Below are 23,463 nucleotides of genomic sequence, written 5' to 3'. Positions count from 1 at the left end.
AACAGACAAAGAGCACGATTATTCCTATGAAACTCCCATTTAGGCTGCACAAAACCGTTATTATCATTGTTTGCGTTGCGCTGATAACCTTCCTAATGCACGGGGTTTCATATTTAGGTTATAACCAAAGCCAGAGCAGACTAGAGCAATTTAAGCAATTAACTCAAGTATTAGCTGAGCAAGTGGCATTCAGCTTATCCGATTATGTGGTTCCCGGCAGCAAAGATTTTAATTTAGAACGAATTAATGCCAATTTAAATCATCTAGCTAAAGATCACTATATTTTGGATGTCGGTTTATACACGGCGGCAGGCGTGTTAGTCACCCAAGTGGGCGAACCCGCCACGGTCAAAGAGCGACTTTCCCTCGAAGGAAACACTGGACTACAGAATTTTCAGTATCAATTAGTGGTTCCCGTTCAAGGCGCCAAAGAACCTAAAGGCTATTTACGCCTGACCATCGATACTGAGTCGCTCACTACTGATCTTCAGCAAGCCGATAACACCGTTAATATCATGCGTGTATTTATTTTATTATCTTTGTGTATTGGCTTTATTTTGGCGAACACCCTAATGCGCCTGAAGAAAAAGAAAGGTCAGCAACAATTGATTATCGAACCTGACGAAAACGCGGAAGAGAGTGAAGATAAGCCCGAGGAACAGAGCATAGGGACAAATGGGGCTAAAAATACACGTAGCCCCTTAAAATCACCACGCGCCAAACGCCGTAAAGAGCCAAGTCCACATCGACCAAGACGGGTGGCGCGCAAGTTTACAGAAAAACAATAACCATTAATTCCGCCTAGATTGACGTCGTATCAAACACGATCGGCGCAATTAGCTCCACTTTTCCGTTGGCTAGCAAAGTCTCAGGTGGCATCGGAAACGGTGCTGCGCGTTCGATAGTCGCTAGCGCTTCTTTATCGAGGAGCTTGGTACCTGACGAATTAATCAAGCTAGCACTTACTAACTGGCCTTGATTATCCACAATAATTTTGACTTGAGAAACGCCCGTTGAACGAAAACGCAATGCAGCGCGTGGGTATCGCTTTGCTTTCGCTAATCGTTGATGAACTTCACTTTCCCAGCCATGATGACCACTGACGGGTGCAACGGCACTGCTCGCAAAATTCGCACTGCTATTCGAAGCGCTGCCAGAAGTTGGCACCGACGTCACTTCGGATTCTTGAGTCGAAGCGGGAGCTTCTTCCACCACTTTTTTCTCTTGAACTGGCTTTTTCTTTGGCGGGCGTTTTTTCTCGGTGATGCGCGTCAATGTCCCATTATCAACCAGTGGTGTTTGGGGTAACTTCTCTGCTTTTTCAACAACTTCAGGCTCAATTTCTTCTCGTGTTGCCATCTGCTGTTTAGGCGCATTATTAACTTCAGGCTCCTGCTGCTGTTCCAGTTGATAAAGCCCTAATTGTAAAGAAATTGCGGGGGGTAAAACCCCAGTTTTGGGTAGGTTTGATGTAAACCACCCAATAAAAAGCATTGCCAGTATTCCATGGAAAACAAGACTTCCACATAAACCGCCCAGAGGACGAAAAATTGGGCTTCCCAGCTGCCCCACACTGCTGTTCATATTTTGCCTCACATCTTTATTTTTCGCTGATTATAGGCATAATACAAATCAAAATGATATTCATTATTATTAATAAAATAACAATAGTAACTACAAGGTATTGATTTAATTTATAAAGTCAATTTGAGCTAATTATTAAACTATTTTCACTTTTGACACCAGAAAATGACTATCGATAAATCCCTTGCCCGCAAAATCAGCGGCGCATATCAATCAACCTACGGTCAGCTTGTGCGATTTTTCCGCAGTCGACTAGGTAATAGTAACGATGCGGATGATTTATCACAGGATGTGTTTACACTATGGCTAAACCGTAAAGCGCAGGATCCTGTGAAGGAGAACCGTGCTTATCTGTTTAAAATCGCTAGCAATGTGTTAATTGACCATTGGCGACGGAATCATCAACAGAGCCAGTCCCATACCTCGATTGATGAAGTGGTGCATGAACAAAGTTTTGAGCAAACCACCGCCGACCCTAGCGAAATTTTAGAGCACCAACAGCGAATTGCGCGACTTGGCGAGGCGATTGATCTTTTGCCTCCACGGCGTAAAGAAGCCTTTTTGCTGTATCGCTTTGATGGGTTATCTCAAAGTGAAATTGCAGAGCGTATGGAAATTTCGATCAGTATGGTGGAAAAACATATTGCAGCGGCATTAGTGCATTGTAAAAAATATCTAGACGATAAGAGCAATCATCCGTAATGGCAAACAACCAAACCCAGCAGCCAGAAAATACCTCGTCAGTCGAGCAACAACGCATCGACGAAGACGCGGCGCTGTGGTTTACCCGTGTTCATAGTCAACAGCTCAGTGACCAACAATCTCAAGAATTTAAAATTTGGTTACGTGCTTCAAAAGCCCATGAGGATGCCTATGAAGCAATTGCGGGGATTTGGCAAGATATTGAAAAAGTTCCGCGCCCTGCGCCTGTTAAATCGACAGCGTCAAAATTTGGTTTTTCATCGTTTTGGAAGCCTCTCGGTCATCTAGTTGCCGCCTGTTTTATTGCTGCCGTCCTGTTTTTACCTTACAGCCAGCTTCCCTCCATGTTGCTCAATAACATGACGCTGGTTTCCACTGACTCCACCAAAGAAGTGACATTGTCAGATGGCTCTCAGCTGTTTCTCAATCGCGATACCCGCATTCGAGTCGCTTATGAAACGCCAATCCGCCAGCTCTACTTAGACCAAGGTTCCGCTTATTTTAAAGTGAAATCCAACCCTTATCGCCCGTTCGTTATCAATGTCGATCAACGGCGAATTCAGGTCGTCGGAACGGAATTTGAAGTGAATAAAAAAGGCGAGCAGGTGGCGGTCAGTGTCAGCCAAGGCATTGTGAGTTTTCAAAGCCTCAACAGCCAAAAACCTGTATTACTGCTTGCCGGACAAGGGGCGTTAAGCCCGAGCATCAATGGAAAAATCGCGCTCAATTCAGTCTCCCCGCAAGAGGTGGCAAGATGGCGTTTCGGTGAGCTCAGCTTTGTGGATAAGCCCCTCGGTGAAGTTTTGTCTGAATTAAAAACCTATTCCGACTTTCAGGTTGAACTCTCTCCGAGCAATTTAGCCAACCGGAAAATATCCGGACGCATTAACCTTCAGCAGCCAGATGCCTTTTTTCAGGCACTTCCCTCACTCCTTCCTGTGCAAGTCGTGTATCAGGATAAAAATAACCTACTGATTATCCAAAACAAAAAAAATAAATAAAAAATATTTTCATTTGCAGGTGAGGATAATTCTCATTTCACCCTCTTCTTAAGTAGCTTCATTTTATTGATGACTTTTTAGCACATTTTTCGTGCAGCTTAAGAATAAGGGATATCCATGGCAATTCAATTCACACTCGGTCGATTCAAGCCGATTGCGCTGTCACTGGCGGTCACCAGTGCTTTAGTCAGCCAATCTGCTATCGCCCAAGAAATTACTTTCTCGTTACCCGAACAAGGTCTTGCGAGCGCTATTGATCAAATCAGTCGCCAAGGTCAAGTTTCACTGCTGTATGACAAAAGCCAGCTCAACGGGCTACGCGCACCCGCCCTTTCTGGCAGCTATACCCCACAAACCGCATTACAAAAAATTCTTATTGGTAGCGGGTTAGAGCTGATTAACGAAAACGGCATGCTGGTTATTCGTCCTCAAAATTTAAACCAAGGCACGTTAGTTTTACCTGAAACTCAAGTGTCGGGCGTGGTACAAAATCATCCTGCCATGGACGTCATGTCTGCACCGCAATACGTCACCTCAGAAGAAATCAGCCAAAAAAATACTGGTGACGGCAATATTACCGATTTAATGAAAACCAACCCTGCCGTGCAGTTTGCGAATAACGATAGCAACTCCATGAACCAAGGGGAAATTAAGCCTTCGCGTATTTCTATTCATGGTTCCAGTAGCTACCAAAATGCCTATCGCCTTGATGGCGTGAGCTTCAACAATGACTTTGACCCTGCCGACAGTGGCTTAGGTGAAACCGCCACACGACTGAGTAGCAGCGACCAAGGGATTTACATCGACAGTCGCTTGATTGATAGCATGGCCGTTTATGATAACAACATCCCTGTGGAATTCGGTGGCTTTACGGGAGGAACCGTTGAGGTAAACAGTCGTCGTTGGCAAGGGGAAAATAGCGCTCACGCTTACTACCGCTTAACCCGTTCTGGCTGGAATAATCTGTTCAACGATCCGAGCCAGCCCATTGATACCGCCAAAAATGACACTGCCAACCCTGCTCGTTTCCAAGATCGTTACGATAAAAATGATTTTGGTGGCTGGTTTGAATTGGGTGTGACAGAAAACTCAGGTGTGGTGTTCTCCGCATCTCGCCGTAGTTCGACGATTCCGATGACGGTGACGGGTGGAACGGGAGTGACACTCAATGGTAGCGGTGAACTAGAAGAAATTTATTCCGCAGAAGGCACCAGAAAACAGCGTCGTGATTCCGATAACTTTTTCCTGAAATATACGATGGATTTGACTCCACGGGACTCTGTTGACCTTTCTGTAAACTATGCAAAATACGATAGCTATCTATTCGCTAGCTCAGTATTAAACTCAGGCTATGACAGCACTCATGATGGTCTTGGGTTTACTGGTGTATTCAAACATGAATTTGATATCGGAAAATTAGAGTTAACCGCCAGCACACAAGATCTCAAAGATGATCGTAAAAATGATCAGAAAGATTATGTGGAGCTGCTGGATTATAGCGATTGGAAAAACCCACAATCCTTACGCAGTGGTGGTCAAGGTGACTTAACCACAGAGCAAAGAATGCATTCTGCAAAAGCAGTAATGCGTTTAAACTCAATGGTAGATGGACTCGGAATAACCCACCAGCCAACACTGGGCTCCGAAATTGCGTATACCAAAGGTACCTATAAGCGTGATAAAGACTATTATCGTTACCGTTTTGTGGGCAATGCGGATGATCTCCAATGGGTTGGCGCGGCACAAAATATCACGCGATTCCAAGCTGGCACTCACTCGGCTGATTACACCAATTACGCTATCTTCCTCGATGATAATCTGCAATATGGCAAATTAACCTTACGTCCCGGCGTTCGCCTTGATCGCGATGACTTTGTTAATCGTACTAACGTTGCCCCTCGTCTTTCAGGCACCTATGACCTATTTGGCGATAAGCAAACCCTACTAATTGCAGGGGCAAACCGTTATTACGGTCGCTCAATGCTGACTTATGCCCTTTATGGTGCGCAGAATGCGGGAATGCAGAACTGCACCTTTATGTGCGATGTTGATCCTAATAAAAATGATTGGGATGACGCCCGTGACTACGAAGGGATCGATTCTCTTAAAACCCCTTATAACGATGAGCTAACCCTCGCGCTACAACAAGAAATTTTATCGACCACTTGGCGCTTACAGTATGTTCATCGTGAAGGCTATGACGAAGTGCGTACCCGCACCAAATACGACAGTCGCGATGCCAATAAACGTAGCATTCGTATGTACGACAACGGTGGGCGCAGTTCTCACGATACCGTGACATTATCCGTCAACAATAGCCAACCGTGGGAATGGGCAGAGGCATCACATGTCATGACCGCCTCGTTCACATGGCAGCAAAGCGAAAGTAATACACCAAAAGACTCTGGCTATAACTCATTCGATCCAGGTAACAAAGTTAACCTCAACAAAGTGTGGTACGACGGCAAAGTGATTGATTCATCAAAACTGCCATCCACCAGCTTTAACTCGCCGATTAAGCTTAACCTAGAGATGACCAGTGTTTGGGATGAGTATGACGTCACATGGTACAACCGACTTCAATGGTGGGGTTCTCGTGACCAAGCGGTTCGTTATGACAACGCTTACTACACCGATCCTGAATATGGTCAGTTACGCAAATACACCAAGCAAAACTTTGCGAGCAAATACACATGGGATACCCGCCTAGGCTGGAAACCTGACTTTGCTTACGGCTTTGGGTTCTCGGTTGAAGTAAATAACGTACTGAATAATAAAAATATTGCAGACCGCTTTATGTTCAATGACCGCACGATCAAATCTTATGATCCGGGTCGTCAGTTCTGGCTGCAAGTGAATTACGATCTCTAAGTGATAGCCGTGAGTAATGTCAAACACATAACCTAAGAAATCGAGTCATGAAGACCATTAAACAATTTCTCTATTTAGTTAAACCTTTTTGGGGGCAGCGTGCTGCCCTTTTGTGCTGGGTGCTGCTGTTTGCCTCGTTAGGGCTTACCCTTTCTTCCGTCTGGTTCAATGTCAAAATGAACATGTGGAACGGGGATTTCTATAACGCCCTGCAAAAGCTAGACGGACAAGCACTGTATGGGCTGCTGCAATACTTTGTGATTTTAGTCAGTGGGCTGATTTTTGTGGTGGTGATGGGCACCTACCTCAAGCAGATGCTAATTATCCGTTGGCGTAAAGGCATGACCGAGCAAGTACTTGGTCGCTGGCTTTCGGGCAACAGTAAGCACTATATGCTGAGGCTCGCCTCCCAAGAGCCAGATAACCCAGACCAACGTATCGCAGAAGATATCCGCTTACTGATTGAATCCACACTGAATCTGTTAGTCACCTTCCTGCACTCAATGCTGACATTGATCTCCTTTGCCGCGATTTTGTGGACCCTTTCAGGAAGCCTTTCATTTAATTTCGCCGACAGCGATTGGACCATTCCGGGCTATATGTTCTGGGCCTGTATTATTTACACCATCATCGGCATCGCGCTAACCCAGCTCATTGGTTTCCCACTGCGCCGCCTGCATATGGATAAACAGCGCCGTGAAGCAGATTACCGTAGCTCGTTAATCAATTGCCGCCAACATGGGGACGCTATCGCAGGGCAACGGGGTGAGCCACAAGACCGCAAAGAGCTGATGGCCCGCTTTAGTGAAATTATCCGTAACTGGAATCAGTTAATTCGCTGTGAACGTAATTTATCGTTTTATACCGTTGGCTATCAGCAAGTGACCGCTCTCGCCCCTGTGTTACTCGCATTACCTAAGTTTTTAGCGGGTGAGATTATGCTGGGTGGATTAATGCAGCTACGCCAAGCTTTCACCAGTGTTGCAACTTCATTGGGCTGGTTTATTTTTGCCTATAAAGAGATTGCCGCATGGCAAGCCACCGTCGCGCGTCTGTATAACTTCGTGGTGTTATTGGAAAACGATAAAACCCCAGAGGCCACTATCAACGAAGATAGCGTACCATTAACGGCAAACTTGAGCCTGTTTACGGCAGATCATCGCCCACTACTGAGCACCGTCTCTCTTAGCATCAACAGCGGTGAGCTGATGTTGATCTCCGGCCGTTCGGGTATTGGTAAATCCACGTTACTGCGCACATTAAGCGGTCATTGGCCATTTTTTGACGGCAAAATTACGCGTACGGATAACTTAATGTGGATCCCGCAGCGCCTTTATTTACCAATAAGTCGTTTAGATAATTTATTGGCTTACCCACAAGATGCCAGCCAATTTGCAGCGTCGGATCTGAAATATGCGCTAACCCTTGTTGGGCTGGAAAAACTTCATTCACAACTGACTTTGGAAACCGATTGGAACAACCGACTTTCTGGCGGGGAACAGCAGCGCATTATGTTTGCGCGACTGCTTCTGAATCGACCTAAGTTAATGCTATTGGATGAAATGACCTCCGCTCTTGATGAGCCAAGTGCACTCGCTTTACTGAACATGCTGAAAGCCCAGCTTCCCGCCAGCAGCATCATTTTGGTTAGCCACCAAGGCTTTATTGACCAATTAGCTGACAAGCATCTGCGTTTATCTGAAACAACGCGAAATACCCCATTTATGACAGGAGCCCCAGAATATGCTTCGTAAAATTACCTTGGTCGCCGTCATTACCGCACTTTTAGGCGGCTGTGTTAACGGCACACCTAGACAATCTGGCGAGCAAACATTGCTGCCAGTACGCCAAGATCTGCAACATTATCAACTCGATAATGGGCTGCAAGTTTATCTGCTTCAGCGCAATCAACCCGGGGTCGAGCTGCGTTTACTGGTCAATGCAGGTTCATTGCAAGAAACCGAGCAGCAACTCGGTTTAGCTCACTTCACTGAGCATATGGCGTTTAAAGGCACCCAACATTTTCCGGGTACCACTGGCTTTAAGCAATTAGAACAACAAGGGCTGAAACTCGGTAGCCACGTCAATGCGATCACCAGCATCAACAGCACCCTATATAAATTATCCTTGCCAAATGCCACGCCAGCGCAAGTCAGCACAGGATTACAAGTGATGGCGGATTGGGCGGCGAATATGACCTTCGATGCAGAAGCATTTGAAAAAGAGCGCCCCGTCATTATTGAAGAGTGGCGTTTACGCCAAGGCATGGGCTATCGCATTAATGACAGCCTCGAGAAATTACGTTACCACGGTAGCCGCTACGCAGAGCGCAATCCTATTGGCTCTCTTGATGTGGTTCGCCAAGCCCCTATTGAACAAGCCAAAGCCTACTACAAAACGTGGTATCAGCCTCAGCGCATGAGCTTATTGGTTATTGGGGACTTCAGCGCATCAACAGTACGTGATGAAGTAAAAACGTTGTTTGCGTTACCAAAGCCGGAAAAAATTTCCCAAGACTCTCCAGAATGGAAGCGCTTTACCGATTCCAACAATATGCTTGTTCAAGGGGTCTTTGATAAAGAACAAGGTGCGCGCTACGTTCAGTTTTCACTGCAAAAAAATGTCTCCGCGCCGCTGAATACTCGCCAAGGTCAAACTGACGATCTGATGGATAATTTATGGTTAACCATCTTGAATCAGCGTTTTTCCGTGATGGTCGATAATGGTATTTTGCCGTCGATTAGTATTAATGAACAAGGAGCAATGCTAGATAACCAACGCCTTCAGCAGCTCATGATTATCCATCCAAAAGGTAATGATTATGCGGGTGCAACCGAAATTTTGTTTACTGAGCTACAACGCCTAGCGACCGAGCCTGTGACGCAGCAAGAGCTGGATAGCGCTAAACAAGGCATGCTGAAGAAACTCAGTCAACAAGCCGGTTCCGAGCAGCGTTACAGTAATGAATACTTAGCAGGGCAACTGACCACCGCACTCGAATATGAGATGCCGATGTGGAACAAACGCCAGCAGTTGGATAATAGCTACCAATTAACCAAAAATATCCAGCCTCAAGATTTACAACGCCATGTGGCTAACCTTTTACAGGTGGCATCCCCACGCTTAGCGCTGATTGGCCCTGATACCGATGAAAAGGCGGTGAACAAACAAACCTTCAGTGAACAGTGGCAACGTATTCGCCAAACACAGCCGGGATCGTTCACACTACGCTCGCAAGCCATTAGCCTGAAATTACCTGTCGTAGCAAAAGGCACAATTACCGAGCAGACGTCACTACCTATCGAAAAAACGGAACAGTGGACACTCAGTAATGGCATTAAAGTGATTGTTAAAACGGATAAAAATCTTAAAGATGATATTCAGTTTAACTTACAGCTACCGGGTGGACGTTCCCTTGAAACCCTGCAAACCGCAGGCTTAACCGACTGGGCAATGAAGCTGCCAGAAAGCAGCGGTTATGGCAATTACAGCGCCCGCGACTTAGCATTGTTGGCGAAACAAAATCAGGTCAGCGTTCGTCCTTATAGCGAATTACTCAACCACGGCTATCGCGGTAAAACCCCGATTGATAATCTCGAAACGGCGTTACAGTTACTGAATTTAAAACTGACCGCACCACAGTTTAGTGGAGAGAAACTCGAGCAGCAAAAGCAGGCTTTCGCACTGAACTTATCGAAAATGCCTGTAGAGCGCACCTTCCTTGACCATATTAATCAGCAAAGTTACCAACATGGTGAGCTGCTGGTGATCTCCCCTGAAGGCGCTTGGAAAACCTTTACCGCTCAGCAGCTTCAACAAGCCAACCGTCAATTACTCTCCTCCACATCAGATATGACATTGGTGATCACTGGTGCGATGAATGCCCGCGAACTGAAACCATTATTGGAGCAGTGGATTGCGACGCTACCTACCCATGATGGCAAACTGGCATGGCGCAACCAAGGGATCATGCCGAAGATGACGAGCTTTAATCAGCAGTATCCGATCAGTAGCAGCGATAAGAGCATGATCAGCATTCAATTTGCTGCACCTGCCCAGTGGTCTCAGCAAGATCAGCTGGCTCTGCAACTGATTGATACCATTGTTAGCCAGCGCCTGCGTAGCGAATTGCGTGAAAAAGCCAGCGGTATTTATGCCCTTAGCTTCTCGCAAATGTTAGCGAAGAAACCACAACCCTATTATACCGGACGCTTAAATTTCACCACCGCGCCTGAACGAGCTTCAGAGATGGTGACGTTGGCACACAATACCGTTGCGCAGCTGCGCCAAACGGGCGTAACGGAAAAAGAGTTAACGGAAGCCAAAAATATTTGGCTCACTGAAAATGCGCAAGTCACGGATAGCTCTAGCTATTGGACTGAAGCCCTCGCGCAAGTTGCGGCGGATGATGGGCAATATCAGCGCCTCACGCAAGAACGTGCGGTGATTGAATCCTTAACACTCCCACAGATAAATCAATTAGCTAGTAAATACTTAGGTCAAAATCAGAAAGTATTTATGATGACGCCATAAGATCGGCAGCAAAAAATCAACCGCTTAATTTATCAAGCGGTTGATTTTTGTAGCCACATTAGCCACCCCCTTATTTAAATGCATGTCTTACATTATAAATGAAGTTTAACACCCGATTATTTAAGTCATTAAATAATGAATAAAAACGCTCTTTAAATGATGGTTTCTTGGATTTTGCCATTTCAACCTCTGCTCGTAATTCATCTGTTGAAATATTCAGATAGTGTTCAATATCGTTAGCAATTTTGTTGGCCTTGACTCTCTTACACTGAAGAATATCGATAATTAAGTCAATTTTAGAGGAAAAAACATCTACCTCCGTGCTACTTCTTTTTTTATTAATAATTTCAAACACAGCACCCACAATATTTTTAGATATGGATTTCATTACTAACATTGATTTAACTCTATTAATACCAGTCTCTATAACTTCATTTTTCTCTTTAATGTACTTATCATATACGATTTTTTCTTCGTCGCGTTTGGCATTATATTCAGATTGTAATAATTCAATACCCGAATTCATTTTCTCTTTGATAAATTCAATAATGCGCCCATCTTTTACATCATGGCTCAGCTCCGTTAAAAACTTTCTATTCTCGCTGGTAAATTCATTTTCGGAAAGAATACCTTTGATTAAATGGATTTTTTCAATACTTTCAACTCCCTTAAAAACCTCAAAATCCGAATGTTTCTTTATATTTTTAATGAACTGTTCATACTCAGGCTCATTTATTTTAAGTTTACAGAGGTATTTATAAGAATAATCAATAATATAATCTTTGATTTTCTTGATTATTTCTCTAGGGAATCCTTGTTTCTCAAGTAAATAGACTACTGCACAAGTTTCAACTCGACAGGATGCGTTATATATAGAAATGAAGCGCTGCTCTTTAAAAACTCTATGAACTATTTTCTGTTTATCAACATCATGGTTTAATGCGTTAATAATAATCTTGAAAAGATTATCTAATTCTACTCTTACCTTATCTTTTTCATCAATAGTTTTTTTCGATATAATATAGCTCATCAACATTTTTATATAGCTCAAATCGTTTTTGGATAAGCTCTCTCCGTTTTTTAAATTATCGATAAACTTATCATAATCACTATAGTACGTTTTTTTTCCTCTAAGCTCTCTTTATTTTCATTTATTTCTTTTAGCTTATTTAAATCAAGCTTATTTTTTACCTCTGCTGATAATTGAGTAAGCGTTCTCTCAATTTTTTCCAACACAGGGTGTGATTTTACTTTTTTCTCGCCAGAAGGAGAGGCTTCAGTAAGTTTATCTGGTGAATTTTCGCTTTTCGGTTCTGATTTTAAATTCGCCTTTACACATTCATTTTCCATGATACTCACAACCTTTAAGGCTTTATGAAAATACTTTTCAGCTTTTCTTTTCGCTTCCTTACACCCATTCTTCTTAGCAATGTCCCATGCCTCACTTATTTCTTTTCCACCATCCGAACTATTATTGTTAACTTTTTTTATTTCATTGATGATAATATATTTTCTCCCTCTGAAAATTGTTGGGTTTTTGACTATTTCCCTTACCATATCGCTTAATGAATAATTCATTAATATAGAATCTTGCAGTTTAGTTTGAAAAATTCTCATATATATTCCTTTTTGTATAAACTAGTTTAGCTTTAAAAAAGAGCTTATCCTTGGTCTTAATTAAGAAACAAGCTCTATTGAGCATGGTAAAATTACTTTATTAAAATTATTTGCTTAAATTATTCCTAACTATAGCAGCATCGTGAAAATCTAATCCATTAATTATATCCTCATGGCTCTCTTGTAAATTAAAATATTCATCAGTTATTACCTTGATTTTATTTTCAAAAACGAAAGGGTTATTTTTATTACTGTTTTCCTCATCAACTTTCTCAATCGAAGGAATAATATTAATATTTTTACCGAGAATATATTTTTTGTTTTCAGCTAAATTCATTTCAGTACTAGGATGTTCTTTATTATAATAAATATCAATTCCAAATTTACGATTAAGCATCTCGCTAATTTTATCACGTACAGGTTTATTAGCTTCTATCGTTTTAGATATAATCGCTTCATTAACTCCCTTACAATCTAGGAAAGATTTTTTCTTGTAAATTTCCGTAATTTTATGCTCTATTTTTCTTAGTGATTTTTCTAAAATATCATTATTCGCTGACTTAAATTCAATGGCTTCAATAACTGAATGATAGCTTCTAATTATTTTTTTACGGAAAACCATTTCACTGATTGAATCAAGATTATTTTTAATAGATAAAATAAAGCATCCAATCTTTGCATTCAATGCATTTTTGAACCCAGGATTTTGCTGAATATCATAATTTATCAACTTTTCCAGGGAAATATTGTTGTTGTTTTTAACTGAACTATGTTCAATAAGAGACATACTCACTTCCTTAATTTAAATGACATAAAATAGAAATAATAATATTTTTTTAAATTCCTCAACGATATCAAATATCGCCACTTATATATTCCCCATATAAAAATTAATATTTCTTATATTAATCCAAGGAGATAAATCATTTACTTCGTTGACATACATTGCTTTTAATGTGATTAATATTCTTCTAAAAAACGATAATAAAAGGAAAAATTTGTGAACAACGTAATAATACGTAGAGCCACCTTGGACGATGTCCACGCTATCACACAAATGCACGCGGATTACTCCGCTTATGCCAACACTTTGCAATTGCCTTATCCCACTGAAAAAACCTGGGAAGCACGACTGGGAGCCAACGATCCGCTGGTGACTCAATTTGTCGCCACACTCGATAACGCAGTGGTTGGGTTACTTGTCGTGCATCAACCAGCTCAAATACGCCGCCGACATGTGGCGAGTTTCGGTATTACCGTGAGTCAGGCTTATCAAGGCAAAGGAATTGGTTCGAAATTAATGCAAGTTATGGTGGATTATTGTGACAATTGGCTGAATGTTCACCGCATTGAATTAGAAGTCTTTGCCTCTAATGGTAGCGGCTTGGGTCTATATGAGAAATTTGGCTTCAAGCAAGAAGGGATTTTACGCGATTATGCTTTTCGTGATGGTGAGTATGTGGATGCTATTGTGATGAGTCGAATTAAATCAAAAATTTAAGCAGATTTATAAATCAAAAATGCCACGTTTAAAGTGGCATTTTTGTATTCAGATTAGAGCGCTAATCAACGATTATTTGTCGCCTAACAGAACTGAATCCAGTGCAATTTCAATCATTTCATTGAACGTGGTTTGACGTTCTTCTGAGGTTGTTTGTTCGCCAGTTTTGATGTGATCAGAAACGGTACAAATAGTCAGTGCGCGGGCACCAAACTCAGCAGCCACACCGTAGATACCAGCAGCTTCCATTTCCACACCAAGGATGCCGTATTTTTCCATCACTTTAAACATGTCTGGATCTGGAGAATAGAACAGATCCGCAGAGAACAGGTTACCAACACGAACGTTTACGTTACGCGCTTTTGCCGCTTCAACAGCGTTATGCACTAAGTCATAATCTGCAATTGCCGCAAAATCATGGTCTTTGAAACGCTGACGGTTCACTTTAGAGTCTGTGCATGCGCCCATACCGATAACCACGTCACGCAGTTTCACGTCATCCATGACTGCGCCACATGAACCAACACGGATCAGCGTTTTAACGCCAAAATCAGTGATCAACTCTTTTGCATAGATGGAGCATGAAGGAATACCCATTCCATGACCCATAACGGAAATTTTACGACCTTTATAAGTCCCTGTGAAACCTAGCATACCGCGTACGTTATTCACTTGGCGAACATCTTGAAGGAAAGTTTCTGCAATGTACTTCGCGCGCAGTGGGTCACCCGGCATCAGTACGACGTCTGCGAAATCACCCATTTCTGCATTAATATGTGGAGTAGCCATTCGTATTCCCTTTTAATCATTAAAATTGTGCACAATAAATAAGGCAGTTTCCTGCCTTATTTTCAAATCACCCTGTCGCAAGCTTAAAACATCGGCTTACCGTATTCCATCGGTGATAAATCAAAATAATTCGCGACTGTCTGGCCAATATCCGCGAACGTTTCACGGTGACCTAAAGAACCAGGTTTAACTTTTGGTCCGTAAACCAGCACTGGGATGTGTTCACGAGTGTGGTCTGTGCCTGGCCAAGTTGGGTCGCAGCCATGGTCAGCGGTTAAGATCAGAATGTCGTCTTCTTTAACCAGTTTCAGCATTTCAGGTAAGCGGCTATCGAATAACTCTAATGCTGCGGCATAACCAGCAACATCACGACGGTGACCGTATGCAGAGTCAAAATCTACAAAGTTAGTGAAAACGATGGTGTCATCACCCGCGATTTTCATCTCTTCTAAGGTTGCGTCAAACAGAGCATTAATACCTGTTGCTTTGATTTTTTTGGTGATACCAACGTGTGCGTAGATATCGGCAATTTTACCGATAGATACCACTTCACCTTGTTTTTCTTCCACTAATTTTTGCAGAACGGTTGGCGCTGGTGGCTCTACCGCTAAGTCATGACGGTTCCCCGTACGCTCAAAGTGACCCGCTTTGTCGCCAACAAATGGACGCGCAATGACACGACCGATGTTGTAACCACCTTTGGTTAACTCTTCACGGGCAATTTCACACAGCTCATACAATTTGTCTAAGCCGTAAGTCTCTTCATGGCACGCGATTTGGAATACAGAGTCCGCAGAGGTATAGAAAATTGGCTTGCCAGTTTTCATGTGCTCTTCACCCAATTGGTCCAGAATGACCGTACCCGATGAATGGCAGTTACCTAAGTAACCCGGTAAGTTGGCTTTTTCTACCAGTGTATCCAGCAATTCTTGTGGGAAACTGTTTTCGTGTTTTTCGAAATAGCCCCAATCGAATAGAACAGGAACGCCCGCAATTTCCCAGTGACCAGACGGCGTGTCTTTACCTGAAGATAACTCGCTTGCATAACCATATGCACCGATAATTTCTGCATTTGGATCCAGACCCGCAGGGAATTTTCCGCTTGATTCTTCCCCTGCTTTTCCTAAACCTAATTTTGTTAAGTTCGGCAGGTGTAATGGACCTTTACGACCTTTGTCTGCTTCCCCGCGAGCACAAGCTTCTGCGATATGACCCAGAGTGTTCGAACCTTCGTCGCCGAATTTGTGGGCATCACCTGCAGCGCCGATCCCGAAGGAATCCAGTACCATGATAAATGTGCGTTTCATATTTATTCTCCTGCGATACAGCTTATCTGTTCATCGCGTCATCTAACCCGCACCCTTCTGTGAAAGATGCGGATATCGGTTTATTCACTAATTTGACGATAGACCATTGGTGTCGCTTCTGGGGCTTTATCCCCAATAATCATAGCAGCGCGAACTTCTTTCGCCGCCTCTTCCCATGATTTTTCGCTATTGGCATGAATGATCGCAAGTGGAGTTTGGGTATCAACTTTGCTACCTAATGCTGCGATATCACTTAAACCAACGCTGTAATCGATAGAATCTGAAGCTTTACGACGACCACCCCCTAACGTTACCACAGACATACCCAGTGCTCGTGTGTCCATTTGTGTGATAATGCCCGCTTGAGGCGCGTAAACGGCTTTACTGAGGACAGCTGTTGGCAGATATTTGCTGTAATTCTCAACAAAATCTTTTGGCCCTTTTTGTGCTGCGACCATACGTCCAAACACTTCAGCCGCTTTACCGTTATCCAGCACCGCTTGTAATTTCTGACGCGCATCGTCACGATCCGATGCCAATTTACCTGAAACAAGCATCTCCACACACAGCGCCATGGTGACTTCGAACAAACGTGGGTTACGGTATTCGCCCGTCAAGAATTGCACGGCTTCGCGGACTTCAACGGCATTACCGGCGCTAGATGCCAGTACCTCGTTCATGTCAGTTAATAATGCGGTGGTATTGCAGCCTGCTCCATTGGCGACTTGCACGATAGATTCAGCCAGTTGCTCTGATTTTTCGTAGGTTGGCATAAATGCACCAGAACCCACTTTAACGTCCATCACTAACGCATCTAACCCTTCAGCTAATTTTTTACCTAAGATAGACGCAGTGATAAGTGGAATAGAATCCACAGTCGCCGTGATATCGCGAGTCGCATAGAAACGCTTGTCAGCGGGTGCTAGTGAGTTGGTTTGACCAATAATCGCTACGCCCACATTTTTGATAATGTCGCGGAAACGCTCATCGTCAGGGAAGATATCAAACCCAGGGATAGCTTCGAGCTTATCAAGGGTTCCACCGGTGTGACCTAAGCCGCGACCGGAAATCATCGGAACATAACCACCACATGCAGCAACCATAGGTCCCAACATGAGTGAAGTCACGTCACCCACGCCACCGGTGGAGTGTTTATCCACGAGTGGGCCATTAAGATTCAGTGATTTCCAATTTAATACGGTACCTGAGTCACGCATCGCTAGCGTTAGCGCAACACGTTCTGGGGTTGTCATATCATTGAAATAGATGGTCATTGCTAGGGCTGCAATCTGACCTTCAGAAACCGTGTTATCACGCACACCATTGATGAAGAAGCGGATCTCTTCTTCGCTTAATGGTTTGCCGTCACGTTTTTTACGAATAATTTCTTGAGCGAGAAACACAATAGGCTCCTTAATTCACATCGAATTCTTCGGCTAAATAGTCACGGCTGTTGCCCAAGTGAGATTGGGCAACAGTCTGATGTCACTAATAATTGCGATTATTAATAGCTGCTGGAAGATTTTTTAACGTCAAATCCCAGCGTATTTAATAAATTCGCTAATAAGCTAGATGCGCCGAAACGGAAATGGCGAGCATCAGCCCAGTTATCGCCTAAGATTTTGCTTGCTAAGGCTAAATATTGTGCTGCTTCTTCAGCGGTACGAACGCCGCCAGCAGGTTTGAAACCAACACTTTTCGCAACGCCCATATCATGAATGACTTGCATCATGATTTCTGCGCTTTCTAAAGTGGCATTCACAGGCACTTTACCTGTAGATGTCTTAATAAAATCAGCACCTGCATTAATTGAAATTTCAGACGCTTTACGGATTAAAGCGGCATCTTTTAGTTCGCCAGTTTCAATGATCACTTTAAGTAATACATTTGCAGCCGCACAAGCATCCTTACATGCTTTCACTAAATCGAAACCGATTTTTTCATTACCAGCCATCAGTGCACGGTATGGGAATACAACGTCAACTTCATCCGCACCATAAGCAATGGCAGCTTTAGTTTCTGCTAAAGCAATCTCTATATCATCATTACCATGTGGGAAGTTGGTGACGGTTGCAATGCGGATATCTGGCGTTCCTTGCTCACGTAAAGTTTTACGTGCGATAGGGATAAAACGAGGATAAATACAGATAGCAGCGGTGTGACCTGCTGGGCTTTTTGCCTGGTGACATAAGGCGATCACTTTTGCGTCAGTGTCGTCGTCATTTAACGTGGTTAAATCCATCAGGGTCAGTGCGCGTTGCGCTGCTGCTTTTAAATCAGTCATATAACTCTCCAACGATGTTAATTCTTTCAGAACGATACGTTCTTTGTTGGCGAGCGGGCTTGTTCCATAAAGATGCTAGTTAGGTTTTCCAAACTCAGCAGCTGAGATCCATCTCACCGCACGATGCCCTAGAGCCAGTTGACTCTATGAACTATCAGTTCCGTGGCAACTTACTGTTACCTATTTGACCACGTAACTGGGGTATTTTATGCGCTACAAATCACATTTATCGACTGAACGTTACATTATTAAATATATATTCGTGAACGATATCACAATTTCATAGGTAATTGCTCACTCTTTGTCAGCCATTATACAGGCTGCAGCCTTCTCGTCTTAAATTGATTACGTTAAGAATAGTTGAAAAAGTAAGAGTTACGATAAAAACCAGAAAAAGAATATCGCAGAAGAAAATGACAGCGGAAAGACCAATCGCCTTTCCGCTACACAAACAGGGGGATTACATTGCGGTCATTGCAGCTAATGTTAAGAAGAAGCCAGCAATCGTTGCACTCATTAAGTTAGAGAGTGTACCCGCCATAACAGCTTTCATACCTAAACGTGCCACATCACTACGGCGATTTGGTGCCATTCCACCTAAGCCGCCCAGCAAAATTGCCACAGAAGATAAGTTCGCAAAACCACACAGCGCGAAGGAAATAATCGCTTTAGTGTGATCAGACAGAACTTGTTTGCCCGCCGCAATCACATCCGCATCTGCTTTCATATATTCGCCGAAGTTCATGAAAGCAACGAATTCGTTTACAACCACTTTTTGCCCGATGAAAGAACCGGCAATTGTCGCTTCGCTCCACGGCACACCAATCAGGTATGCGATTGGGGCAAATACCCAACCTAGTAATAATTCGAGGGATAATTGCGGATAGTCAAACCAGCCACCCACGCCACTTAAAATACCGTTAATTAATGCAATTAATGCGATGAACGCCAGTAACATTGCCCCCACGTTCAGAGCCAGTTGCATACCGGATGCTGCACCAGATGCGGCTGCATCGATGATGTTCGCTGGGCGATCTTCTTCTGCCACTAAATCTTTAGCATCCACATCATCTTTAGCAACTTCAGTTTCAGGAACCATTAACTTAGCAAACAGTAATCCACCCGGTGCCGCCATGAAGGATGCCGCAATCAGATATTCCATTGGAACACCCATTTGCGCATAACCCGCTAATACTGAACCCGCTACAGACGCTAAACCACCACACATGATGGCAAACAGCTCAGAGTTAGTCATGGTAGAAATATAGGGACGAACAACCAGAGGCGCTTCAGTTTGACCGACGAAAATATTCGCGGTTGCAGACAGTGATTCGGTTCTTGACGTTCCCAGTACCTTTTGCAGACCACCACCTAGAATTTTGATGACCAGTTGCATGATGCCGAGATAATACAGGACTGCAATCAGAGATGAGAAGAAGACGATGATCGGCAATACACGGAAAGCAAAGATAAAGCCGCCGCCGCCAAATAATTCAAACATTTTGTCGGAAACTAGACCACCAAAGATGAAGCTCATCCCATCTTGACCGTAACCGATAACTTTAGAAACACCGTCGGACATGCCTTGTAAAACGCTACGTCCCGCTGGGGAGTATAGAACGAATGCGCCGATAGCGACTTGGATTAAAAAAGCACCGCCGACTGTACGAAGTCTAATTGCGCGACGATTGCTGGAGAAGAGAACGGCTATCGCAATAAGCACCGCCATCCCAACAATACTCAAAATGAGTTGCATGGAAGTATCCCTGTTCACTTAATTCTAGGTTAATGTATAAAGAAACTCGCAAGATTCCACGAATCTTAGTTCGATGATTATAACCAGTCATCATTAATAACCCCCAACATTCATCACAAATCCAAAGTGCAATAAGTAACATAAATTCAAATATTGTGACGAAAATCACAATAGAAGATCAGTTTAGTCTGGAAAAGCACTAAAGCGATAGTCGAAGAGGTAAAAAGCTGAATGGATTTACTCGGATAACTACATAAAATACTTAAGAAATAATTATTAATTGACTAATTATAGTCTAAATTAGATTAAATAACGTCCGGCTATTGTTGTAAAGTTGTTGTGCTATTTCATCCGGAGATTCGTGGCGCAGCTCACACAAAGATTGAAATACCCATTGAATACGCTCAGGCCGATTAGGCTCACCTTGAAAACCGGATACAGGCATATCCGGTGCATCGGTTTCAAACACAAGACAACTTAGCGGGAGTTGAGCCATAACTTGGCGGGTTTTATTCGCGCGCTCATAAGTGATTGTCCCGCCAACACCAATGTAATACCCCAGTTTCACAAAACTTTCGGCTTGAGAAAGGCTGCCAGCAAAACCATGCACTACACCACGTGCGGGGACTTCATAGCGACGTAACATCGCAACCAACTGGTCATGGGTTTTTCGTGAATGCAGAATAACGGGTAAGTCAAACTGCTTAGCTAGCTTCAACTGGCGTTGAAGTAATATTTGCTGCCTTTCAAATTGAGGATCTTCCATATAGAGATCAAGCCCAATCTCTCCTACCGCCACGCACTTCTGGCTTTTACGCATCAGAAAATCCGTCAGTTTTTCAAAATGTGATTCTTGAAACTGACTTAAATATAGAGGATGAAATCCCATTGCTGCATGGAGTTGAGAATACTCATGCGCTAAATTCCATATGCGTTGAAAGTTATCCTGACTAACCGCAGGAATAATAATATCCGTAATTCCACCTTGCTTCGCGGTTTCTAGACTTTCTGTAAGTGCCTCACTGAACGGGGGAAAATCAAAATGACAGTGGGTGTCAATAAATCGAATATTATCACTCATGAGCAGGATTGCCTTGCAGGGCGCTAGCACTTGATGCCTCAACTGTTTTTCCTGCTAATAAAGACTCTCGCTGATCTTCCATATGCATCAACTCTAATGAATTCGAGTTCTTAGAAAATCGACCGAAATCAGCATCATTACTCGCAAACTGTTGAGCTAATGCCGCAATAAAGTAACGCCCACAGCGTCGTCCGACATGGTAATCTTGGTTTAAGGCACTAATTTTACTGCCTAAAGCACTGCTTTTCAGTGGCGTTGGTGGGTATATTTCAAAAATCTGCACGCCATCGGGTGGATTTTCGATAAATTCCTGGGTTTTTCGATAACTCTTCAAGTGAACTTTTAACATGGCCGCCATGCGTTGCAGCGCCGAATTATCACCTTCCAGCCAGCGTGTCATTCGTTTTACCCATTCAGGCGTAAAGTACATTTGAGAAGGTACAGTGCGGATCACAACTATCGTATCAGCCCCACGACGATAAGCTTCCTCGACAGGGATCGCTGCGCTTATTCCTCCATCGTGGTATCGCACGCCGCTAAACTCTACGCCAGTTCGATAAAATCCTGGAATGGCGCTAGAGGCACGAATGATATCCAACCAAGAATCCGCATCAGGCTGTAAAAATGCTGCTGAAAAATCATCGCTACGACTGGCTCCCATATAGAATTCACGACCAGAATCTAATAATTCAAGCCCTGCATCCATATTAAGTGGAAACTCTTTAGCCGTCGTTTCAATCAACCAATCAAGGTCAATTAAGTTTCCTCCACGAATAAATCTCAGCGGGTTAAAAAAATTAAGATTTGTGGTATAGCGAGTAATAACTCGGCGGGCATATCCTGCTTGACCACAAATATAAGCGGATAAATTTTGGGCGCCCGCAGACGTCCCTATCATCAAATCAAAAGGGTTAAAGTTTTCTATCAGAAATTCATCCAATACACCGGCCGTAAAAATACCACGCTGACCGCCACCTTCGCAGATAAGGGCAGTTTTTCTTCCGTTAATTTCATCAGAAAACGCGAGTGGCTCAATCGTGCCTAAAGTGACTGGAACATGCTTTCCCATAGTAACCCTTTCTCTATATTGACGTGTATTTAATCAATCCCATTATAAATATGATTAAATTAAATGATTCTCATTAAACCGCTTTTCTCAGGGAGAGCAAATAGTAAAATGAGCTTTCGGCTGAAAGCCCATTTAAAAGAAATTACTTGTTCGTCAGAACTAAACCATTCTGTACTGATTTTACCCCTTTCGCGGTCGATGCAATCTGTACAACTTGATTTATCTGCTCGCTAGATTTGAGAAAACCAGAGAGGTAAACCACACCCTGAACAGTTTTCACCGACACACTATTACTTGGGAGCCCACTGGTACCTAAGAGTTTGCTTTTAATATCCGCAGTAATGGACGAATCATCAATATAGGTATCGGTGCTTTTCACACCACTAGAGATGGCATTACCTGTATCTTTTCCCGCCATTTCAACAGTTTTAGCTGCGCTGTCCCAAGTTTCTGAAGCTTGTTTTTTCAAGGCGCTATCAGATGATGAGCTACAAGCAAAAAGTGCCCAGCTCAATCCAATGACACCTAAAGAACGTAAAACGGCGATCTTTTTCATTGGAACCTTCCTCTTGGTATGATTAATAAACTAACAATGTCATAGCCTAAGTAAAAAACAGGTAAAAATAAAGTCAAATAACTCATCTTACAGAGTATGACTCAAGGTAATTTTCAGTTTTGAGATAATTAATCTTAATTAGATGATTTGAATAAGAAATTAAAAATAATTGTCTAATATCTATCGATGAGAAAAATAGAAAAAGGGTGCCTGTATCACCTAACCCGCAATCAGAGAGAAATGTGGGGGATCGCTCCCCCACCAGACTACTCAACGCATAACAGAGTAGCTTGAACCATTGTGTTTCCACTCACTACGTTAACCGAACAAAGTCGGTCCCGCAGCAGCAGTGAAAGGCACAATACCGTGGCGCACACGGTCATTAGCCCGATAAGAGCAAACTTGGTCATTCCTCTTGACTCCTGTACAAAAAGGAGACAGAATCCAATTGTTGGGTTGGAGACTGCCTCGAGTTGCTGTTAATGGAACTCGGGGCTTTCGTCTTTTTGGTCTCACAACTTATTGTTCACTTAAAGCGATTCTTTATTTAAACCAATAGTTTGCTTGAACCAAAATGATCCAAGCACCCACCGCCATCATAGCAGCATGCTCATCGCGAAAAAATACTGATTCAATTAACTAACAAACTGATACTAAATAAATTTTTCATGATTATCGTCATTAATGGTCATTCATTAATGATATCGATAGGAAATGTGATTTTTGATAGGTTATCTTAATTGAAAAAAGGTGCCTGTATCACCTAACCCACAATCAGAGAGAAATGTGGGGGATCGCTCCCCCACCAGACT

The 23,463-nt window shown here is 43.1% G+C and carries 20 protein-coding genes; 7 read left to right on the top strand and 13 right to left on the bottom strand.

What is annotated here, in order from left to right; all coding sequences use genetic code 11:
- The first annotated feature begins 26 nt into the window (after positions 1-26).
- Positions 27-788, top strand: a complete 762-nt coding sequence (locus GKR61_RS13330) for an AhpA/YtjB family protein (RefSeq protein WP_036950246.1) — start codon at positions 27-29, stop codon at positions 786-788.
- A gap of 13 nt (positions 789-801) precedes the next feature.
- Here GKR61_RS13330 and GKR61_RS13325 read toward each other — a convergent pair whose 3' ends face one another.
- On the bottom strand, positions 802-1,584 hold the full coding sequence (locus tag GKR61_RS13325; RefSeq protein WP_154639839.1) for an energy transducer TonB: 783 nt from the start codon (positions 1,582-1,584) through the stop codon (positions 802-804).
- 165 nt (positions 1,585-1,749) lie between these two features.
- Between GKR61_RS13325 and GKR61_RS13320 the strand changes: the two genes are divergently transcribed.
- The 5 genes from GKR61_RS13320 to GKR61_RS13300 all read left to right on the top strand — a co-directional run bounded on the left by GKR61_RS13320 (position 1,750) and on the right by GKR61_RS13300 (position 10,691).
- Positions 1,750-2,286: an RNA polymerase sigma factor gene (locus GKR61_RS13320; RefSeq protein WP_036950242.1), complete on the top strand. Its 537-nt coding sequence runs from the start codon at positions 1,750-1,752 to the stop codon at positions 2,284-2,286.
- A complete protein-coding gene (locus GKR61_RS13315) occupies positions 2,286-3,287 on the top strand; it encodes a FecR family protein (protein ID WP_051422595.1) in 1,002 nt (333 codons plus the stop codon). The genes GKR61_RS13320 and GKR61_RS13315 overlap by 1 nt, the downstream gene beginning before the upstream one ends.
- A 117-nt stretch (positions 3,288-3,404) precedes the next feature.
- Positions 3,405-6,158: a secretin and TonB N-terminal domain-containing protein gene (locus GKR61_RS13310; RefSeq protein WP_154600140.1), complete on the top strand. Its 2,754-nt coding sequence runs from the start codon at positions 3,405-3,407 to the stop codon at positions 6,156-6,158.
- Positions 6,159-6,205: 47 nt separating this feature from the next.
- Positions 6,206-7,912: an ABC transporter ATP-binding protein/permease gene (locus tag GKR61_RS13305; RefSeq protein ID WP_036950238.1), complete on the top strand. Its 1,707-nt coding sequence runs from the start codon at positions 6,206-6,208 to the stop codon at positions 7,910-7,912.
- Positions 7,902-10,691: a M16 family metallopeptidase gene (locus GKR61_RS13300; protein ID WP_154600139.1), complete on the top strand. Its 2,790-nt coding sequence runs from the start codon at positions 7,902-7,904 to the stop codon at positions 10,689-10,691. The genes GKR61_RS13305 and GKR61_RS13300 overlap by 11 nt, the downstream gene beginning before the upstream one ends.
- A gap of 70 nt (positions 10,692-10,761) precedes the next feature.
- Here GKR61_RS13300 and GKR61_RS13295 read toward each other — a convergent pair whose 3' ends face one another.
- The 3 genes from GKR61_RS13295 to GKR61_RS13285 form a co-directional block, all read right to left on the bottom strand.
- Positions 10,762-11,721, bottom strand: coding sequence for a hypothetical protein (locus GKR61_RS13295; RefSeq protein ID WP_154600138.1), 960 nt, complete (start codon positions 11,719-11,721; stop codon positions 10,762-10,764).
- A gap of 50 nt (positions 11,722-11,771) precedes the next feature.
- A complete protein-coding gene (locus GKR61_RS13290; protein ID WP_154600137.1) occupies positions 11,772-12,308 on the bottom strand; it encodes a hypothetical protein in 537 nt (178 codons plus the stop codon).
- A gap of 106 nt (positions 12,309-12,414) precedes the next feature.
- Positions 12,415-13,095: a hypothetical protein gene (locus tag GKR61_RS13285; protein ID WP_154600136.1), complete on the bottom strand. Its 681-nt coding sequence runs from the start codon at positions 13,093-13,095 to the stop codon at positions 12,415-12,417.
- Positions 13,096-13,308: 213 nt separating this feature from the next.
- On the opposite strand from GKR61_RS13285, the gene GKR61_RS13280 reads away from it, so the two are divergent.
- Positions 13,309-13,809: a GNAT family N-acetyltransferase gene (locus tag GKR61_RS13280; RefSeq protein ID WP_036950229.1), complete on the top strand. Its 501-nt coding sequence runs from the start codon at positions 13,309-13,311 to the stop codon at positions 13,807-13,809.
- 72 nt (positions 13,810-13,881) lie between these two features.
- Here the strand turns inward: GKR61_RS13280 and deoD are convergent, their stop codons facing one another.
- From deoD to GKR61_RS13235, 9 genes are all read right to left on the bottom strand, one after another.
- Positions 13,882-14,598 carry a purine-nucleoside phosphorylase gene (gene deoD / locus GKR61_RS13275; RefSeq protein ID WP_006657106.1) on the bottom strand — a complete coding sequence of 239 codons (717 nt, stop codon included), beginning with the start codon at positions 14,596-14,598 and terminating at the stop codon, positions 13,882-13,884.
- A gap of 83 nt (positions 14,599-14,681) precedes the next feature.
- Complete coding sequence (deoB, locus tag GKR61_RS13270; RefSeq protein ID WP_036950225.1) at positions 14,682-15,905, bottom strand: phosphopentomutase; 1,224 nt, start codon at positions 15,903-15,905, stop codon at positions 14,682-14,684.
- An 80-nt stretch (positions 15,906-15,985) separates the two neighbouring features.
- Positions 15,986-17,308 carry a thymidine phosphorylase gene (gene deoA, locus GKR61_RS13265; protein ID WP_036950222.1) on the bottom strand — a complete coding sequence of 441 codons (1,323 nt, stop codon included), beginning with the start codon at positions 17,306-17,308 and terminating at the stop codon, positions 15,986-15,988.
- A 101-nt stretch (positions 17,309-17,409) separates the two neighbouring features.
- Positions 17,410-18,189 (bottom strand): deoxyribose-phosphate aldolase, encoded by a 780-nt coding sequence (gene deoC, locus GKR61_RS13260; RefSeq protein WP_108479208.1) that lies wholly within the window; start codon positions 18,187-18,189, stop codon positions 17,410-17,412.
- 460 nt (positions 18,190-18,649) lie between these two features.
- The gene (locus tag GKR61_RS13255) at positions 18,650-19,945 is read right to left on the bottom strand and encodes a NupC/NupG family nucleoside CNT transporter (RefSeq protein WP_036950218.1); all 1,296 of its coding nucleotides are present in this window, start codon (positions 19,943-19,945) and stop codon (positions 18,650-18,652) included.
- A gap of 295 nt (positions 19,946-20,240) precedes the next feature.
- Positions 20,241-21,026 carry a TatD family hydrolase gene (locus GKR61_RS13250; RefSeq protein WP_108479207.1) on the bottom strand — a complete coding sequence of 262 codons (786 nt, stop codon included), beginning with the start codon at positions 21,024-21,026 and terminating at the stop codon, positions 20,241-20,243.
- Complete coding sequence (locus GKR61_RS13245) at positions 21,019-22,095, bottom strand: patatin-like phospholipase family protein (protein WP_154600135.1); 1,077 nt, start codon at positions 22,093-22,095, stop codon at positions 21,019-21,021. The genes GKR61_RS13250 and GKR61_RS13245 overlap by 8 nt, the downstream gene beginning before the upstream one ends.
- 142 nt (positions 22,096-22,237) lie before the next feature.
- Entirely contained in the window at positions 22,238-22,651 is a 414-nt protein-coding gene (locus GKR61_RS13240; protein ID WP_036950212.1) for a BON domain-containing protein, read from the bottom strand.
- Between the two features lie 266 nt (positions 22,652-22,917).
- The gene (locus tag GKR61_RS13235; RefSeq protein ID WP_108479205.1) at positions 22,918-23,061 is read right to left on the bottom strand and encodes a Hok/Gef family protein; all 144 of its coding nucleotides are present in this window, start codon (positions 23,059-23,061) and stop codon (positions 22,918-22,920) included.
- Positions 23,062-23,463: the final 402 nt, after the last annotated feature.

The organism is Providencia sp. wls1916 (assembly GCF_009706585.1).
Taxonomy (GTDB): Bacteria; Pseudomonadota; Gammaproteobacteria; order Enterobacterales; family Enterobacteriaceae; genus Providencia; species Providencia lanzhouensis.
The sequence above is the reverse complement of the archived record's forward strand: the minus strand, read 5'-3'. Positions and strand labels throughout refer to the sequence as shown.

Excerpts from the sequence above, each read along its gene's own strand:
- GKR61_RS13295 (WP_154600138.1), bottom strand. The coding sequence starts at position 11,721 with ATGAGCTATATTATATCGAAAAAAACTATTGATGAAAAAGATAAGGTA.
- GKR61_RS13245 (WP_154600135.1), bottom strand. The coding sequence starts at position 22,095 with ATGGGAAAGCATGTTCCAGTCACTTTAGGCACGATTGAGCCACTCGCG.
- deoD (WP_006657106.1), bottom strand. The coding sequence starts at position 14,598 with ATGGCTACTCCACATATTAATGCAGAAATGGGTGATTTCGCAGACGTC.
- GKR61_RS13235 (WP_108479205.1), bottom strand. The coding sequence starts at position 23,061 with ATGACCAAGTTTGCTCTTATCGGGCTAATGACCGTGTGCGCCACGGTA.
- GKR61_RS13255 (WP_036950218.1), bottom strand. The coding sequence starts at position 19,945 with ATGCAACTCATTTTGAGTATTGTTGGGATGGCGGTGCTTATTGCGATA.
- deoC (WP_108479208.1), bottom strand. The coding sequence starts at position 18,189 with ATGACTGATTTAAAAGCAGCAGCGCAACGCGCACTGACCCTGATGGAT.
- GKR61_RS13310 (WP_154600140.1), top strand. The coding sequence starts at position 3,405 with ATGGCAATTCAATTCACACTCGGTCGATTCAAGCCGATTGCGCTGTCA.
- GKR61_RS13250 (WP_108479207.1), bottom strand. The coding sequence starts at position 21,026 with ATGAGTGATAATATTCGATTTATTGACACCCACTGTCATTTTGATTTT.
- GKR61_RS13240 (WP_036950212.1), bottom strand. The coding sequence starts at position 22,651 with ATGAAAAAGATCGCCGTTTTACGTTCTTTAGGTGTCATTGGATTGAGC.
- GKR61_RS13305 (WP_036950238.1), top strand. The coding sequence starts at position 6,206 with ATGAAGACCATTAAACAATTTCTCTATTTAGTTAAACCTTTTTGGGGG.
- GKR61_RS13325 (WP_154639839.1), bottom strand. The coding sequence starts at position 1,584 with ATGAACAGCAGTGTGGGGCAGCTGGGAAGCCCAATTTTTCGTCCTCTG.
- GKR61_RS13300 (WP_154600139.1), top strand. The coding sequence starts at position 7,902 with ATGCTTCGTAAAATTACCTTGGTCGCCGTCATTACCGCACTTTTAGGC.
- GKR61_RS13290 (WP_154600137.1), bottom strand. The coding sequence starts at position 12,308 with ATGAGAATTTTTCAAACTAAACTGCAAGATTCTATATTAATGAATTAT.
- GKR61_RS13320 (WP_036950242.1), top strand. The coding sequence starts at position 1,750 with ATGACTATCGATAAATCCCTTGCCCGCAAAATCAGCGGCGCATATCAA.
- GKR61_RS13285 (WP_154600136.1), bottom strand. The coding sequence starts at position 13,095 with ATGTCTCTTATTGAACATAGTTCAGTTAAAAACAACAACAATATTTCC.
- GKR61_RS13315 (WP_051422595.1), top strand. The coding sequence starts at position 2,286 with ATGGCAAACAACCAAACCCAGCAGCCAGAAAATACCTCGTCAGTCGAG.
- GKR61_RS13330 (WP_036950246.1), top strand. The coding sequence starts at position 27 with ATGAAACTCCCATTTAGGCTGCACAAAACCGTTATTATCATTGTTTGC.
- deoB (WP_036950225.1), bottom strand. The coding sequence starts at position 15,905 with ATGAAACGCACATTTATCATGGTACTGGATTCCTTCGGGATCGGCGCT.